Below are 14,697 nucleotides of genomic sequence, written 5' to 3'. Positions count from 1 at the left end.
AGAGCTACTGGCCGGTCTTGTCTTCAGGCTCTTCGGTAGGACTGGTTGACTCCACTTGAGGTGCAGGCTCGACCTTAACCTCACCAACCTCTTCCTCCACCACCACTGGCGCAGGTTCGGGCCAATCGGCAAATGGAAATGGCTTTTCTTCGGTGTTGTAAGTCAAAAAACGCAAAGCGGCATAAATAAATTGTGACAGTGAGTCCCCTAACTGACGGAGGTTACTATTGTCTTTGCCGGTAATCAGAGCAAAAACAAACTGCACAATGACCAAAATGGACATCACAATACCGGCCACATACAAAATAACCGAAAAAAGGATCATAAAGACCAAACGCATCCAATGATCAGCTGACAAAAGATTAGATTTTAGTTTTTCATTGTCCATGATTATTTCCTATAAATTCCACATCGTTACTTTGTTCACCCAACATCAGTTCATTCACGACATCTGCAATGGCCCGGCGCTCAAACAATACACTATAGAGGCCCGACGCTAACGGCATATAAACATCGAGTTGATCGGCTCTTTCTTTGACTTGCTGGAGAGTATTCACACCTTCGGCCACTTGGCCTAGCCCCGCCACGACTTCATCGAGAGGTTGTCCCTTGCCTAGAGAGTACCCGACCCGATAGTTCCTACTCAAGTCCGATGTGCAAGTTAATATCAAATCTCCCACCCCAGCCAATCCGAGAAAGGTCATTGGGTTGCCCCCCATCACCCCGGCAAAGCGCCCCATTTCAGCCAAAGACCGGGTCAGCAGCATGGCCTGTGTATTTTTCCCTGCCCCAAAGGCGGCGGCCATACCGCAGATAATGGCGTATATGTTTTTCAGCGCCCCAGCGAGCTCTACCCCCTCCCGGTCCTCATTGGCATAGACCCGGAACGTGGCCGAACTCAAGGTAGATTGAACTGTTTCGGTGGCGCGCTTGCTCTCACTGGCCACCACCGTCGCCGTGTGCTGACCCGCCACAATCTCTTTGGCGAAGTTGGGGCCGGAAATAACCCCGATATCGTGTCCGGGCAATTCTTCCAGCAAAATATCACTCATTAGATTAAAAGTACCCGGTTCAATCCCTTTAGCGGTACTGATCACCACAGCATCGGGTTTTAATAGCGGCTTAATTAACTGACAGACACGGCGAAAAGAATGACTAGGAATAGAGACAAACACCAAGTCCGTGGCAGCCATCACATGCTCTAAATCCGAACTTATCTGTAAACTCTCAGTCAGGGTAAAACCCGGTAAATAGCGGGTGTTTTCATGCTGCTGTCGACAAGCTTCAGCGTTTTGCGCATCGCGCATCCACAAATAGGTTTCATGCCCATTAAGAGCGATGATATTGGCAATGGCCGTACCAAAACTCCCACCGCCCAGCACTGCAACCTTTAACTGCTTGGTCATTCACTATCCACCTTAATCATTGTTGTTTCTACACCCTAACACTCATATTTATATAAAATAATGGCATGTCAGTATGAAGCCTTTATTTCCATTATCAGATGAGGTTAATTCGCAAACGACACTGTTACTTAATTAACCAAGTTGTAACCTTTTTGCACAAAAGCGAGAGGCTTTTTTTTTCCACACTTTCTGTGGATAACTTAGTGGATTAATTTTGGGAAACCCTATCTGAGCCCCGTAAATCCTAGCCAGCCGACAGATTGAACATTTTTTAACCTTATAAAATAAAACCTTTACTTTCAATTACTTACAAGAGCTTGCCAGTGTTTTATGACGTTTTTCTAAGGATTTGTCGCATTTCCACCACAAAATAATCTCAGATGTGCATAAAAAGTTAGTGAACATTAACCGCCAACTCGCCGTAGACACAAAACTTTCACACATCAAGCATATGAATGACACAAAAATGTCATCTTTGGAATAACAGCCTGGTCTCGCACAAACCGACATCATAGCTTTCGGATTTAAAACTCAAGCGGCTTTGACAAAGCCTCAGCTGGCGCATTTTAACGCCCGCCCGATTAAGCGTGGCTTAGTTTAGCGTAACCGCCATTATGGTAGACCAGTGGGTCGGTATGGCGCTCACTCACCAACACATCTTCGATCTTAGCAATAACGATATGATGCGTGCCGTAGCTCACGACTTTATCGGACTGGCAAAAGAACACGACCTCCGACTCGGTTAAATAGGGAACTGAATCCGGCCCCTCCAGCCAACTACCGACGCTAAAACGATCCTGCACCGGCTCAAACCCTGCGCATACATTTGAAATCTGTTGCTGCTGCTGAGACAACACATTGACCGCAAAGGTACACCCCAGCGTCTCTATGTGTCCCTGTAATGACACTTGCTTATTGATACATACCAGCAGTGACGGTGGATTATCTGACACGGAGGTAACCGAAGACACCGTCATCGCAAAGCGCTCATCGTGATTTACCCGGGTGGATAACACACTCACCCCTGAGGCCAGTCTGCGCATACCCTGCTTCATGGCTAAGCCAATATCTGTGTTGTGCATAATAACTCCCATTGAACAAGCCGCTATTTTGACGTTGTGCCCCAATAGAAACAAGCACGACCGGGCAAAACGACTGTATTGCAGGCAAATTGCACACGGTCAATACAAAATGGCGACCAGACAATCAATGCCAATAATTTATTTAATTCTATGGCTATTTTTCGTTGACGACCGGGGTAGTCGTAGGTATTATGCGCACCTCTCGAAACGTGGTCACCACGGCACGAGATGATATCGGAGTGTAGCGCAGCCTGGTAGCGCGTCTGCTTTGGGAGCAGAATGTCGGGGGTTCGAATCCCTCCACTCCGACCATTTTTAGTTCCAGCCATGCGCCCGTAGCTCAGCTGGATAGAGCATCCGCCTTCTAAGCGGATGGCCGCAGGTTCGAGTCCTGCCGGGCGTGCCATTTTAGCCCTTAGGTGCTTAGGCACGTCGCTAGGCTTGCAAGCGAACGCCTAAACCATTGCCCATGAGCCCTAGCGCCCATGAGCAAACGTCCCGACCGGGACAACACCGCTCAATGGTGGCTGTAGCTCAGTTGGTAGAGCCCTGGATTGTGATTCCAGTGGTCGCGGGTTCGATCCCCGTCAGCCACCCCATTTTTATACACCCTATATCTCTCCAGCAAACATCTTATACATCACCATACCAATTACTTGTGTTTATTAGGCTATGATTGCCGCTGACCTCGTCGACTTTTGTGATTTTCATTCAACGCAAGACGCATTAAGCAAAGCCTATGACTTTATCACTTGGCGACTGACCGGTGGCTGTGGGAAAATAGCGCCCACTAAAATTTGCACTCATTTAAAGGTAACTACCCTACATGTCCGCACTTGTACTTGATGGTAAGGCTCTGGCCGCCAAAACCGAACAGGAACTCTCAGCCCGTGTTGAGGCGCTTAAAGCTGGCAGTAACGGTCAAACCCCGATTCTTGCCACCATTTTAGTGGGTGACGATCCGGCCTCGGCCACCTATGTCAAAATGAAGGGCAACGCCTGTGCACGCGTTGGCATGGAGTCGGTCAAGGTAGAAATGTCGAGCGACACCACCACCGAGCAGTTACTGGCGAAAATTGATGAGCTCAACAACAACTCCAATGTCCACGGCATTTTGCTGCAGCACCCGGTGCCCGAACAAATTGACGAGCGCGCCTGCTTTGATGCCATTGCTCTGGAAAAAGACGTCGACGGTGTCACCTGCTTAGGCTTTGGCCGCATGAGTATGGGCGAAGAAGCCTACGGCTGCGCTACCCCAAAAGGTATTATGCGCCTGCTGGAAGCCTACGAAATCGATTTGAATGGTAAACACGCTGTGGTGGTCGGTCGCAGCCCCATTTTGGGTAAACCCATGGCCATGATGATGCTCGGCGCCAACGCGACTGTCACCATCTGCCACTCGCGCACGCAAAATCTTGCCGACCATATCAAGCAGGCCGATATTGTTGTGGGCGCAGTTGGCCGGCCCGAGTTTATTAAAGCCGAATGGATTAAAGATGGCGCGGTCGTCGTCGATGCCGGCTACCACCCCGGCGGCGTGGGCGATATTGAACTGGCCCCACTGACCGATCGCGTAGCGGCCTACACCCCTGTGCCCGGCGGTGTTGGCCCCATGACCATCAACACTCTTATTTACCAAACCGTAGACTCGGGCGAAAAAGCGATCTCCGGTCAGTAAAAATTGGGCAGAGGCCGCGGATTCGGCCTCTGCAACTCCCTAAAAGGAAGACCCTATGCCCCCCGCCTGCCACCTTTCTTTAGCCCGCTTTTGGCTATGGGCTCTTTTAATACTGCCCGGCGTGAGTACAGCGCAACCGAATTACGACTACACCTGCCAGCTGGGAGAGACCACTCGGCTTATCGAAGTCGCCTATTTGGTACCCGAACAAACAGTGCCCTGCGAAGTGCGCTACCAAAAAAACGATGAACCGGGTCTGGTACTTTGGCGGGCCAACAACCAAACAGGATTTTGCGAGAATAAAGCGCAAAAACTCATCCGCGAACACGAGGCTTTGGGTTTTACCTGCCACAGTGACAACCGCCCCAACAATCTGCCCGAATTTGGCCGCTTTTAATGGCATCAGTTGCACCTGCCCCCTCTACAGAACTCGCACCTTTACCCATTCTTTATCGCGACGATACTCTGGTGGCCATTAACAAGCCCAGCGGTTTATTAGTACACCGCAGCCCGATCGATAAACACGAAACCCGTTTTGCCATTCAACAATTGCGCGATCAAATCGGCCAGCGGGTTTACCCAGTGCACAGGCTGGATAAACCTACTTCCGGGGTTTTGCTGTTTGCCCTCGACTCGGATACCGCACGGCAAGTCAGCCAGCACTGGCATCGGGCGCAAAAATGTTATGTTGCCGTGGTACGTGGCTATGCCCCCGAGCAGGTTTTAATCGACCATCCCTTGCGCTACGAACCCGATCGCTACGGCGACGCCGACAAGTCCAGCTGCCCGGTTCAAGCGGCTCAAACCGAAGTAAAGCGCTTGGCCTGCTTTGAATTGGGTGCCGCTGTGGAGCGCTACCCCACCAGTCGCTACTCACTGGTGCAGTGCCAACCAAAAACCGGGCGCAAGCATCAAATTCGCCGCCACTTAAAACACATTAGCCACCCAATCATCGGCGACGCCAAACACGGTAAAGGCATACACAATCGCTACTTTGCCGAGCACTTACAGGCCCCGCGCCTTTTATTAGCTGCCACCCAATTACAGTTTGCGCACCCCAATGGCGGGCACACCGTGTGTGTCGACGCCCCGCTCACTGACTGTTTTGCCGAACTGGTGAGGCGTTTTGGCTGGTGCAACGCCCTACCCCCACAATGGTTACCCGATCATGCGACTGGATAAATTTATCGCCCACAGCTCTGGGCTGTCACGCAAAGAAGTTAAACGCGCCCTGCACCAGGGTATTATCTGCATTGACAATCAGCCGGTAAAAAACGGCGGCACTCTTGTCAACGAGCAGCAACATATCACCTTAGACGGTCAGCACTTACAGCTGAGCGGCCCGCGCTACTTTATACTGCACAAGCCACAAGGCGTGGTGTGCGCTAATCAAGACAGCAGCTACCCCACAGCACTGGACTTATTAAGCGACGAAAAACAAGACGGGCTGCAAATTGCCGGACGGCTGGATGTCGACACCACCGGACTGGTATTAATTACCGATGACGGCCAGTGGAACCACCGCGCCACCTCACCCAAGGTAGGTAAAAACAAAACCTACCGAGTCACCACCAGCGAACCAATCAGCGACGCACAATTGGCAGAACTTGCAGCGGGGGTACAACTAAAAGGTGAGAGTAAAGTTTGCCGTGCGGCCGACATTACACGACTAGAGTCATCACTCGCCTTGCTCACTATTAGCGAGGGCAAGTACCATCAGGTCAAACGCATGTTTGCCGCTGTCGGCAACCATGTAGTCGCACTGCACAGGCAAAGCATCGGAGATATTACCCTCGACACCGACTTGGCAGAGGGTCAATATCGCGCGTTAACCGAGCGTGAAATAAACAGTATTTAAGTCGCAAACATTAAACACGTGCCGCCTATGAAAAACGATCCAGCACTCGATTGGTTATTAACGCAAACCCCGAGCCATGGCCAGACACTGTGGTTGTGTGACGAACACTTTTACCAAGAAGCAGCTCGACTTCCGACCGCCGAAAACCACCACTACCTAACCAACCGCTTTGATATTGCCGCACAATTTACCGAGCAAAAACTCGACTGTCGTTTTAACGACTTTGATCTTAGCCACATCGCCGACCAAACACTGGATACAATAATCTATCGATTATCCAAAGAAAAACCCGTAGTGCAGCACTGCATACAGCAAGCCGCCAGCAAGTTAACAATCGGCGGCCAATTGCTAATAGCCGGACTCAAAAACGAAGGCGCTAAAAATTTTTTAGAACAGGCGGCAAAAACACTGAGCACAAGCAAGGCTACCCGTAAACTGGGATTGGCCTACGCAGCCACACTAAGCAAACAGAGCCACAGCCTGCCCGCAAAAGACGACTACACACAATTGCACGCTCATCCTAAGCTGGCCGGTTTTTTTACCAAGCCCGGCCAGTTTGGCTGGCAAAAGGTCGATGCCGGCAGTGAATTTTTAATTCAAACCCTAGCCCAACAGAACCCGGCACCCGCCGCAAACAGCTTGCTAGATTTGGGCTGTGGTTATGGTTACTTAGCGCTGGAGACTGTGAACAAAGTGCTGGCCAAGGCACCCGAGCGCATTGTACTGACCGACAACAACGCCGCCGCCTTGTGCTCGGCCGAGCGCAACAGCCAACACCTGGCCCAGAGCCAGGTAATCGCCGCCGATGTAGGCGCGGGTATCGAACAGCGCTTCGACATGATTGTTTGCAACCCGCCCTTTCATCAGGGCTTTCAGTTAAGCGGCGATTTAACCGATCGCTTTTTGGCGAGTGCACAAAATAAACTGGCACCCGGCGGTGCCGCGTACTTTGTGGTCAATGCGTTTATTCCCCTGGAAAGCAAAGCAAAGACGCTGTTTAGCAAGATAGAAACACTGGCCAACAACAAGCAATTTAAAGTACTTAAACTGAGCCAGCGCTAAGCGTTATTTCGCAGGGCACAGGCCCGGCAGCCAGCGCCTTTAAGCGCTCGGTCAAAGAGTCGAGTAGCAAGCGCGTACTGGCGGGGCGAAGCTGCCGCGTAAAACTGCCAATAGTGTTCTCAAAGCGCCGATGCTGCCAGGCATTAAGGGCGCTAAAGCTGCCCTGCCCGGTCACCACTGGCAACGCCTGGCGGTACTGTGCACAAGCGGCAAAGTTAACCGTAAGCTGGCCGCGCGCACTCAAAAGTGGGTTGAGCGCGCCCAACCAGGAAGAATCCATGGCCACCACCCTCTGTGGCTCGCCACCGTTGGTGGCAAACAAATCATCAATGATCAAATCAAACGCGGGACCACGATAGTGCCTTACAAAGGCCAAGGCATCCGCTTCAAGTAACAACACATTGCGCCCCTTAACACCAAACACTTTGCGTGCGATACGCAAGTGCTCGGCACTGATGTCCACCCCGACCAGCAGCGCATTGGGCAATATCTTTTGTAATTTGCGCATTACCGCACCGCCGCCCACCCCTAACACCAAGACCCGGCGCGGGGGAACTGCTGGCAACAAGGCCGGCAGCCAGAGCAAATCCCAAAGGTTATTTTCGATCAACCTGGCCGGGTTAAACTGGCTGTGAAAGGTACCATCGGTGTACAGGCGCAAACTCTGCCCCGCCCGGCGCACCTCACAGCGCTGACCAAACTCATCCAATGATTGATAAATCAGCACAAGTGCACTCTCTCCAACACCGACATGGCCCAGTGAACCTCCTGCAGCTGATCGGCATCGCCACCGCGATCGGGGTGGTGTTGCATCGCCAGGCGGCGATAGCGCTGCTTGATAGCACTCCAGCTCACCGGCTCCGCCAGCCCCATAATGTGCAGCGCCCGGCTGCGTTCGGCCGTCGCCACTGGCTGACGCCCCAGATTTTGCCAAAAATCATCCAGTAACTCGTTAACACTGGCTACGGTCGCCTCATCGAAATGACGCCAATCAAAGTAGTAATCGCGCAGCTTGCCTTCACGCCCGCCATCCAGCTGGGTTGAATCCGATGGCCCCTGCCAGGGGCGAACATCCACCTGCATCAAGCCGATGTCAAGAAACAAGCGCTGCCCGGCCAGCTCCTCCTGCAATCGGTACAAGCCATTAAACAGGGCAAAATGTGCCTGAAACAGCTGTTTGGGGCAGGTGCCATAGTTTTCAGGCACCAGACCACGAGCCACGGCAATTTTTAACAGCGCGTGCTCGGTGTATTGCTGCCCACTCTCAAACAATAACTGTCGCAGCATTTCCAGCAGCGGATTGGGCCTATGAGCGCAGTTTTGGGTTAATAAAGTTGCCATTCTTGCAGTATACATTGGCGCCGCACTCGTCTGCTAATACCCCATACCCACTATGCTATCTCTTTGAATTGATTACACTTAATACAATTTGTGGGGATTTCGGACAAAGCGTTAAAAAACTTAGGTTTTTTCGCCCTTGGGGGTTGACCAACTTAGGATCGAACTATAATATGCGCACCACTTCCACAGAGGAAGTCACCCAATCCGCTTTAGCTCAGTTGGTAGAGCAAATGACTGTTAATCATTGGGTCGCTGGTTCGAGCCCAGCAAGCGGAGCCAAACACTAAAAAAACCGTCCATCTTGGGCGGTTTTTTTATGCCCAATGATTGCGCTCCGCGCCGTTAATCATTGGTGGATTCAATTGAATCCACCTAGTTCGAGCCCAGCAAGCGGAGCTAAACAACAAAGGCCACTAGTCACCTGGTGGCCTTTGGGCACTGCTCGTTTCTCACTCCAACAGTAAATATTCCGGGTGGCGCGATAGGATCAGCTGCAGGATATTGCTGTGTTCAGCGGATATAGTCAGCGATTGTAATACCTGATCAAAGGTAGTGGCATATTGAGTGTCGGGGTATTTGTGCTTCGCTTCAATGAGCGCGGCCAATATGTCTGACTGTTTAATGCCGGCCGTCGGGTGTGGCCAGGCCTCGGGGTCGGTCAGCGCGGGCATTAGATAATCCAGTGCCAACTCTAGGCTGCGGTTGTTTGAGGTGGTGTAATCCCAAAATGGCGTACCCGCCCTCTCTGCCACCACGGCCACGGAGGTCAGCGCTTTTAGGTTAAAACAGCTGTAAAAGAAGCTGCGCGTACGACTTAGCTCATGACTTTGCCCGCCGCTCTTATCCAGCTGGCTCGCTAAACTGGCTTTAGTCGCCTCTACCGCCTCGCTCAGTAGCGCTTTATCGTCTAAATAATACGCCAAAGCTGCAACCTGAAAGCGATACCAGGAACCGTGATTGTTGGTTTGCTGGGCACCTTGCTTACCCACTTTACTTTGCGTCAGCCAATCCAGGTACTCTCTTAGCCACTGATTCATGGCCGCATCGTCTTTTTCGCTCCAATACTCGGAATCTGAAAGTAACGTAATAGAATCCAACACCTGTTCAGGTATAAGTCGACCATCCAAAATCCCTGAGCGGCGACTATTAGGGTTGCCCGGCACGCTTTGCGCGAATTTTAGGTGCGGATTCATTTTGGTGGCTTCGTCTAAAAACCAAGTGCGCAACATACCCGCCGCTTTATCAGCGTACTCAGCCTTGCCACTCAGGTAATAACCCAGCGCCAGTGTTTTTACCCCCGTTGCCATACGGCCGATACGAGGCCGGTCAACGGCATCGGTTTGCGTGTCGGGGTTGGTGATACCGTCCTTGCGAATCCAGGGCAAGCCGTCTTCTTTGGCCGGGTCCGGCCACCAGTAACGAGAAATACTTAAGTAGTCGTGCTTATTTTGGGTGGGTGGCAGCAAAGTTTTGTTTACCACGGTGGGGTTTGGTTGCTGCAGAATATGATCGGCCCGCGCCAACAAATAATCGTACACGGCAGTTTGCGAGTCGTTTAACTGGCCGGCATTGACACGAGCTTTGACCTTATCCAGCGCGGCCTTATCCATCAACACAAGCGATTGGCCGGCGAATACAGGTAAACAAACAGCGATAAGCGTTAGGCCCGTTATCGAGCGGATTAACCAACGAATCAGTAAAGTCATCAAATCTACACCCTTAATTGTGCGTGAACGCGCTCCACAACGCGCATTGATGGCAAAGATTGTACTGCATTCGTCGCGACAGGACTCCAGAGATTCCGCGCTGACAAACCTGCCACCGAGTTGAATATATTTTAGTCAGACAGCAGCGGTGGCATAGGTCGATATGTCCGTTTTTTTGACACCGGCTAGCCAAACCCGTCAAATTCCGCTAGCCTTGCCGTCCCATTTTGCGAGGATTAACCATGTTTGATGTAAACAACTACTTCGAAGGCAACGTTGCCTCCATCGCTTTTAAAGGCGAAAAACTGCCCGCTACCGTCGGCGTTATGGCCCCCGGCGACTACGAATTTGGCACCAGCCAAAAAGAGTATATGAGTGTTATCAGCGGCGCGCTGACCGTAAAACTGCCAGGCAGTGATGAGTGGGTTACTTACACATCAGGCGAGAGCTTTGAGGTAGAAGCCAACCAAAAATTTGGTGTTAAAGTTGCGCAAGACACCGCTTATTTATGCCTTTACGAGTAAACGAGACTCGTAGGTGAGCGATTAAAAACTTTAACCTCTCTTTAACGCTTCACCCCCTTAACCTGCGACATTGCCATTGAGGCAATACGCAGGTTAAGCCCTCACTCGCACACCTCAATTGTTTTTTGTTCGCGATTTAAAACCCGCTCCAACTGCCCGAGTGCGCAGGGCCTATTGTTGAGCACGGAATGGCCGCTGGCGGGGAATACCGACAGCTGTACCTGGGGCCAGTCATGGCTGACCATTTCGGCCCAGCTGACCGGGGTGATGGGGTCAAACTCGCCGGCAAGTAGTGTCACTTGAGGCACCTTGGCAAGCGCACTCGGCGCGGGCCAGATGACCGGATCAATGGCATTGAGCCAGTGCTGACAAATTTGCCCCTGCCAGGTGCCGGCCATATAGGGCTTAAGCCAGCCGACTTTACTCAGCCCCTGTTGATACTCTTGCTCACTGCCTAGGCGATTGTCGCGACAGTCCACGGCGGTATGAGCCAGGCGCGCGACCGTATCGGCCGTGCTCTGGCCTGGCGTTGCCGGCCCCACATTCAATTGCATCAGCTGACTTAGAGCTTTGCGCCCACTGTGCTCGGTGGCAGCCATGGCGGCCACCAGACGGGGCCAGCGGTGGCGGTTATAAGCGGCGCTAAATGCGGCCGAAAGAAAGCGCGGCGCGGTTACCCATACTGTCTCGGACCAGCCGTCGAGCGTGACCGTGACATCTACGGGGTTTTCCTGCAGCCGCGCAAGGCTGATGCGCAGCTGGTGCATAAAAGCCTCGGAGGAAAGGCTTATGTCGGCAAAGTGGGTTTGCCAGGCACGTAGGCACTGGGCATCGGTACGACATGCGGCGGCCATATTGTCGAGGCTTTGGCCGAGCAACTGCGGTGATTGCAAAACACCGCCCATCCCCGGCGGGTAAACCGAGTCCAACACCAGTGATTGCAGCCCGGCAGTGCCTGCCAATTCAATAGCCAGACGCGTACCGTAAGACACCCCCAAGCCGTGCCAACCGGGCACGGCCAACAACCGCATTAAAGCCCGTACATCCGCCGCGTTTTGCCGGGTACCATAATCAGTAACAGCCAGAGTATCGCTGCGATTTAAACATTGTATCAGCGCTTCATCGGCACTGAGGCCGGTGTTGATACGCTCGGGCGCTAATAACAACGTCCGCCGTCTGGCCTGCCGGTACTCGCGGCACTGATCGTTACTGCCGCGCCGGTTGAGTAAAATTAAATCGCGTTTAAGCCCGGCGTGCTCGGCAAAACTTAGCCAAGCTTGCAAACCGCGCGCGCTAAAATCCAAACGGTAGCCGGGGCCACCCTGTAAATACATAAGCGGCTCGGGTTGCTTGTTGTCACCTTGATAGCGCAGCACACGAAACGACAATACATCTAAAGCGCCAGGCAGTATCAGCTCGCCGCAGCGCACAGACTCGGGGGCGCTGTCGCAAGTGCGCCAGTGCAGTTGATAGTTATCGGCATTCGGGGGATTGGCGTCGGTGCGGTTATCGCTGCACGCGATGCCGGTTAACAGCACAATCAAACCGACAATGCGAATGCAGCCTGCGCGACAAAAACTCATACACCCGGCCAGGATAAACCGTCCAGCGAGCCCAAAGCTTGCATGCATTGCAAAAATTCCGCCTGCAGGAAAAGCTCTCCGGTTTGTGGCAATGATTGCCAGCGGTAGTGCTGCCCCTTAAGCACTATTGCCAGTTGATAGGCATGAAGGTAGACCCGATCGGCCGGGGCGCCGCCATAGAGTGTATCGCCCAGAATAGGCGCGCCGACACTTTTTAGTGCCACCCGTATTTGGTGAGTTTTGCCGGTTTTGGGCTTAACCAGTTGCAAGCGCACCCCGGGCGATACGGCCTGAGAAATAAACGCTGTGCGCGCGGGATTCTCTTGGCTGCGCAATAATTTCCAGGCGCTGCGCCGCGCCGGGGCCATGTCGCCCACAACACGCCCCTGTTTTTTGGCGGGCTTTTTCGCACTCAATGCCAAATAAAACTTTTCCACCTCGCCCGCGGCAAACTGCTGGCACAGTTCGCGGTTGGCTGTTTGAGTTTTTGCCATCAGTACCAAGCCCGAGGTGACTTTGTCCAGGCGGTGTACCGGGTAGAGCTCGGTAAGGTTGAGCTGACGCTTAACCTGCTGAAATAAGCCGGGGGCGCCTGCATCGGTATGAAAATCCACCCCGGCGTGTTTATGCACGACCAGCGCGTCTGCGTTTTGCCAAATGACGTCAAACATCTTATTACTCTAACTGGTATCAAAATATTCGTTAAGTACGAGAAAAACTAAGTAGCCACTGGTGACAATCGAGGCAAGTGTTACACTTTAGTTGGGTGTCCGCACGCCGCTAGCGCCCTCGGTGATTTGCATCATCCCGGCCAGGGGTTGCTTGCAATCACCAATGCAGATGTGCACGAGAGTGTACACAATACCGGAACACTACAACGGGAAACGCAACAGGCTAGGAGAAGCGCACAGGGATCGCGCCGGCCTTGCCTACAAGCAACCTGAGAGCGTCCACTCGATGCTCCACCGAAAGCTTCAACACACGCCCTTGTTCCGCGTGACACGGTGAATCTGCTCAATCAAACTGCGCTCGGCGGCGGGCACCTTTCATTTTCCTGCATCAATAATGATTGTCTCATTGCGAGCCGCGCCGCCGCACTCAGTCAGTTCAACACGCCCGATCACACGCCCGATTAACAGTGGCGTACAATACGCGTTTGCCTCTACCGCACCGATGTTTTATGGATTATACCGAACAGCATAAAAAACGCCTGAGCGCTATGCCCTGGCTCTACTACCGCTTAAAACCCAAACACTTAACTTGGGCGCGTCCCTGGCAAGAGGACATTCAGCAAACACTGATGGCGCTCGAGACAGTGACCATCGGCAAAAATGTGTTTATCGCCCCGAGCGCACAAATATTTGCCGAGCCCGGCCGCGATATTATTATTGGCGACAACAGCTATATTGCCGGCGATGCGACCCTGCACGGGCCCATTCGCATTGGCAGCCATGTCTCAATCAATCATCACGCCACCTTAGATGGCGGCAGCGCGGGGATCGATATTGCCGACCACTGCCGCCTGGCCGCCTACAGCCATCTGTACGCTTTTAATCACGGACTGGCAGCGGGGCGTCCTATTTGCGAACAGCCGGTCACCTCGCAGGGTATTCGGTTAGAGCGGGATGTCTGGCTGGGCAGCCACTGCGGGGTCACCGATGGTGTCACCCTGCATGAAGGCGCGGTGGCCGGCATGAGCTGTGTCGTCACGCGCGACGTGGCACCTTATACCATTGTGGCCGGTAACCCCGCCCGCCCCATTGACCAACGCGAAGCATAACCTCCAAGGTCGGTCGCTACATATTGACCCAGCTCGACAGCGCTTTCAGGGTAAAGCGGTGCTCGCCCATGCGCACAATAATGCCCTCGGCCTCAATACTCTCCAACTCTATGCCCGCAGTCAGAGTATCGCCCGCGCGCCGGATTCGGCCATTAATCACCACCGAACTATCCCCTGCCGGGTCGTAGCTGTGCGTGGCGTACATTAAGGTGGGTACGGCATTTTGCGCAGCTAAAGGCAGTGACCTGACCCCACCGAGCTCGGCGTAGGGGCTGGGTGGCTCGCTTGTTTGAGTCGTCTTATTACTTTGCCCGGCGCTATCTTTTTGGCTACTGGTCCCCTGCGGTTCTGCAGCCCTTTGATAAAGTGCCAACACTTCGGCATCTTCTGATGCAGGCGCGGTGGTCGGCGGGTTGGGAGACTCGGGCTCCGGGGTATCAGTCACCCGCTCAAGCGCTGGGGCCGCGTCGCTATAGGCCTTGCCAATCATACTGACGCCGCCATCCGCAGAGGTTGAAACCTGCCGACTATCGTCAAATTCTGCCGCTGTATTTGCCCCTGAACTCTTGGCTGAATCGACAGCGCTCGCCGCTGCGCTTGTTTCTGAGTGTTCAGCCGCCGTTAACGGCTGACTGGGCTGGGCCGGCTGCGGCGCTTTTGCTGTTGCGGGCTCTAGC

Annotated in this window: 16 protein-coding genes and 4 tRNA genes; 11 read left to right on the top strand and 9 right to left on the bottom strand. The window is 53.1% G+C overall.

The genetic code is table 11. From position 1 onward, the window contains the following. Positions 1 to 4: 4 nt before the first annotated feature. From Q4526_RS03335 to Q4526_RS03325, 3 genes are all read right to left on the bottom strand, one after another. Complete coding sequence (locus tag Q4526_RS03335; RefSeq protein ID WP_215975477.1) at positions 5 to 388, bottom strand: DUF4389 domain-containing protein; 384 nt, start codon at positions 386 to 388, stop codon at positions 5 to 7. Continuing rightward, positions 378 to 1,406 (bottom strand): NAD(P)H-dependent glycerol-3-phosphate dehydrogenase, encoded by a 1,029-nt coding sequence (locus Q4526_RS03330; protein ID WP_215975476.1) that lies wholly within the window; start codon positions 1,404 to 1,406, stop codon positions 378 to 380. The genes Q4526_RS03335 and Q4526_RS03330 overlap by 11 nt, the downstream gene beginning before the upstream one ends. 581 nt (positions 1,407 to 1,987) lie before the next feature. Continuing rightward, the gene (locus tag Q4526_RS03325) at positions 1,988 to 2,488 is read right to left on the bottom strand and encodes a flavin reductase family protein (protein WP_215975475.1); all 501 of its coding nucleotides are present in this window, start codon (positions 2,486 to 2,488) and stop codon (positions 1,988 to 1,990) included. Between the two features lie 235 nt (positions 2,489 to 2,723). On the opposite strand from Q4526_RS03325, the gene Q4526_RS03320 reads away from it, so the two are divergent. From Q4526_RS03320 to Q4526_RS03285, 8 genes are all read left to right on the top strand, one after another. After that, positions 2,724 to 2,800, top strand: a tRNA-Pro gene (locus Q4526_RS03320). Between the two features lie 17 nt (positions 2,801 to 2,817). Continuing rightward, positions 2,818 to 2,894 (top strand) — tRNA-Arg (locus tag Q4526_RS03315). Between the two features lie 117 nt (positions 2,895 to 3,011). Beyond that, positions 3,012 to 3,087: transfer RNA gene (locus tag Q4526_RS03310), tRNA-His, on the top strand. A 227-nt stretch (positions 3,088 to 3,314) separates the two neighbouring features. Continuing rightward, a complete protein-coding gene (gene folD / locus Q4526_RS03305) occupies positions 3,315 to 4,166 on the top strand; it encodes a bifunctional methylenetetrahydrofolate dehydrogenase/methenyltetrahydrofolate cyclohydrolase FolD (protein WP_215975474.1) in 852 nt (283 codons plus the stop codon). 55 nt (positions 4,167 to 4,221) lie between these two features. Beyond that, a complete protein-coding gene (locus Q4526_RS03300) occupies positions 4,222 to 4,563 on the top strand; it encodes a hypothetical protein (protein WP_215975473.1) in 342 nt (113 codons plus the stop codon). Further along, a complete protein-coding gene (locus tag Q4526_RS03295; RefSeq protein ID WP_215975472.1) occupies positions 4,563 to 5,348 on the top strand; it encodes a pseudouridine synthase in 786 nt (261 codons plus the stop codon). The genes Q4526_RS03300 and Q4526_RS03295 overlap by 1 nt, the downstream gene beginning before the upstream one ends. Continuing rightward, positions 5,335 to 6,024, top strand: a complete 690-nt coding sequence (locus Q4526_RS03290; protein ID WP_215975471.1) for a pseudouridine synthase — start codon at positions 5,335 to 5,337, stop codon at positions 6,022 to 6,024. The genes Q4526_RS03295 and Q4526_RS03290 overlap by 14 nt, the downstream gene beginning before the upstream one ends. A 27-nt stretch (positions 6,025 to 6,051) precedes the next feature. After that, the gene (locus tag Q4526_RS03285) at positions 6,052 to 7,086 is read left to right on the top strand and encodes a class I SAM-dependent methyltransferase (protein ID WP_215975470.1); all 1,035 of its coding nucleotides are present in this window, start codon (positions 6,052 to 6,054) and stop codon (positions 7,084 to 7,086) included. Here the strand turns inward: Q4526_RS03285 and Q4526_RS03280 are convergent. Then, positions 7,067 to 7,813 carry a methyltransferase domain-containing protein gene (locus Q4526_RS03280; RefSeq protein WP_215975469.1) on the bottom strand — a complete coding sequence of 249 codons (747 nt, stop codon included), beginning with the start codon at positions 7,811 to 7,813 and terminating at the stop codon, positions 7,067 to 7,069. The two genes, Q4526_RS03285 and Q4526_RS03280, sit on opposite strands and share 20 nt — an antisense overlap. Next, a complete protein-coding gene (locus tag Q4526_RS03275) occupies positions 7,807 to 8,427 on the bottom strand; it encodes a DNA-J related domain-containing protein (RefSeq protein ID WP_215975468.1) in 621 nt (206 codons plus the stop codon). The genes Q4526_RS03280 and Q4526_RS03275 overlap by 7 nt, the downstream gene beginning before the upstream one ends. A gap of 203 nt (positions 8,428 to 8,630) precedes the next feature. Here Q4526_RS03275 and Q4526_RS03270 point away from each other — a divergent pair. Further along, positions 8,631 to 8,706 (top strand) — tRNA-Asn (locus Q4526_RS03270). Positions 8,707 to 8,876: 170 nt separating this feature from the next. On the opposite strand, the gene Q4526_RS03265 is transcribed toward Q4526_RS03270, so the two are convergent. Continuing rightward, the gene (locus Q4526_RS03265) at positions 8,877 to 10,133 is read right to left on the bottom strand and encodes an alginate lyase family protein (protein ID WP_215975467.1); all 1,257 of its coding nucleotides are present in this window, start codon (positions 10,131 to 10,133) and stop codon (positions 8,877 to 8,879) included. 242 nt (positions 10,134 to 10,375) lie between these two features. Here Q4526_RS03265 and Q4526_RS03260 point away from each other — a divergent pair, with 242 nt between their 5' ends. Further along, positions 10,376 to 10,657 (top strand): pyrimidine/purine nucleoside phosphorylase, encoded by a 282-nt coding sequence (locus Q4526_RS03260; RefSeq protein ID WP_215975466.1) that lies wholly within the window; start codon positions 10,376 to 10,378, stop codon positions 10,655 to 10,657. A 101-nt stretch (positions 10,658 to 10,758) separates the two neighbouring features. On the opposite strand, the gene Q4526_RS03255 is transcribed toward Q4526_RS03260, so the two are convergent. Continuing rightward, positions 10,759 to 12,240: an alpha/beta fold hydrolase gene (locus Q4526_RS03255; RefSeq protein ID WP_215975465.1), complete on the bottom strand. Its 1,482-nt coding sequence runs from the start codon at positions 12,238 to 12,240 to the stop codon at positions 10,759 to 10,761. Next, positions 12,237 to 12,911: a TIGR01621 family pseudouridine synthase gene (locus tag Q4526_RS03250; RefSeq protein WP_215975464.1), complete on the bottom strand. Its 675-nt coding sequence runs from the start codon at positions 12,909 to 12,911 to the stop codon at positions 12,237 to 12,239. The genes Q4526_RS03255 and Q4526_RS03250 overlap by 4 nt, the downstream gene beginning before the upstream one ends. A 509-nt stretch (positions 12,912 to 13,420) precedes the next feature. Here Q4526_RS03250 and Q4526_RS03245 point away from each other — a divergent pair. Then, positions 13,421 to 14,020, top strand: coding sequence for a DapH/DapD/GlmU-related protein (locus Q4526_RS03245; RefSeq protein ID WP_215975463.1), 600 nt, complete (start codon positions 13,421 to 13,423; stop codon positions 14,018 to 14,020). 16 nt (positions 14,021 to 14,036) lie between these two features. Here the strand turns inward: Q4526_RS03245 and Q4526_RS03240 are convergent. Further along, positions 14,037 to 14,697: general secretion pathway protein GspB (locus Q4526_RS03240; RefSeq protein WP_215975462.1), on the bottom strand; the 661-nt coding region annotated here is incomplete at its 5' end.

This window comes from Gilvimarinus sp. 2_MG-2023 (assembly GCF_030547685.1).
Classification (GTDB): Bacteria; Pseudomonadota; Gammaproteobacteria; order Pseudomonadales; family Cellvibrionaceae; genus Gilvimarinus.
This window is presented reverse-complemented; position numbering and strand designations above follow the sequence as displayed.

Excerpts from the sequence above, each read along its gene's own strand:
- Q4526_RS03265 (WP_215975467.1), bottom strand. The coding sequence starts at position 10,133 with ATGACTTTACTGATTCGTTGGTTAATCCGCTCGATAACGGGCCTAACG.
- Q4526_RS03260 (WP_215975466.1), top strand. The coding sequence starts at position 10,376 with ATGTTTGATGTAAACAACTACTTCGAAGGCAACGTTGCCTCCATCGCT.
- Q4526_RS03285 (WP_215975470.1), top strand. The coding sequence starts at position 6,052 with ATGAAAAACGATCCAGCACTCGATTGGTTATTAACGCAAACCCCGAGC.
- Q4526_RS03325 (WP_215975475.1), bottom strand. The coding sequence starts at position 2,488 with ATGCACAACACAGATATTGGCTTAGCCATGAAGCAGGGTATGCGCAGA.
- Q4526_RS03300 (WP_215975473.1), top strand. The coding sequence starts at position 4,222 with ATGCCCCCCGCCTGCCACCTTTCTTTAGCCCGCTTTTGGCTATGGGCT.
- Q4526_RS03245 (WP_215975463.1), top strand. The coding sequence starts at position 13,421 with ATGGATTATACCGAACAGCATAAAAAACGCCTGAGCGCTATGCCCTGG.
- Q4526_RS03275 (WP_215975468.1), bottom strand. The coding sequence starts at position 8,427 with ATGGCAACTTTATTAACCCAAAACTGCGCTCATAGGCCCAATCCGCTG.
- Q4526_RS03335 (WP_215975477.1), bottom strand. The coding sequence starts at position 388 with ATGGACAATGAAAAACTAAAATCTAATCTTTTGTCAGCTGATCATTGG.
- Q4526_RS03290 (WP_215975471.1), top strand. The coding sequence starts at position 5,335 with ATGCGACTGGATAAATTTATCGCCCACAGCTCTGGGCTGTCACGCAAA.
- Q4526_RS03255 (WP_215975465.1), bottom strand. The coding sequence starts at position 12,240 with ATGAGTTTTTGTCGCGCAGGCTGCATTCGCATTGTCGGTTTGATTGTG.
- Q4526_RS03250 (WP_215975464.1), bottom strand. The coding sequence starts at position 12,911 with ATGTTTGACGTCATTTGGCAAAACGCAGACGCGCTGGTCGTGCATAAA.
- Q4526_RS03330 (WP_215975476.1), bottom strand. The coding sequence starts at position 1,406 with ATGACCAAGCAGTTAAAGGTTGCAGTGCTGGGCGGTGGGAGTTTTGGT.
- Q4526_RS03295 (WP_215975472.1), top strand. The coding sequence starts at position 4,563 with ATGGCATCAGTTGCACCTGCCCCCTCTACAGAACTCGCACCTTTACCC.
- folD (WP_215975474.1), top strand. The coding sequence starts at position 3,315 with ATGTCCGCACTTGTACTTGATGGTAAGGCTCTGGCCGCCAAAACCGAA.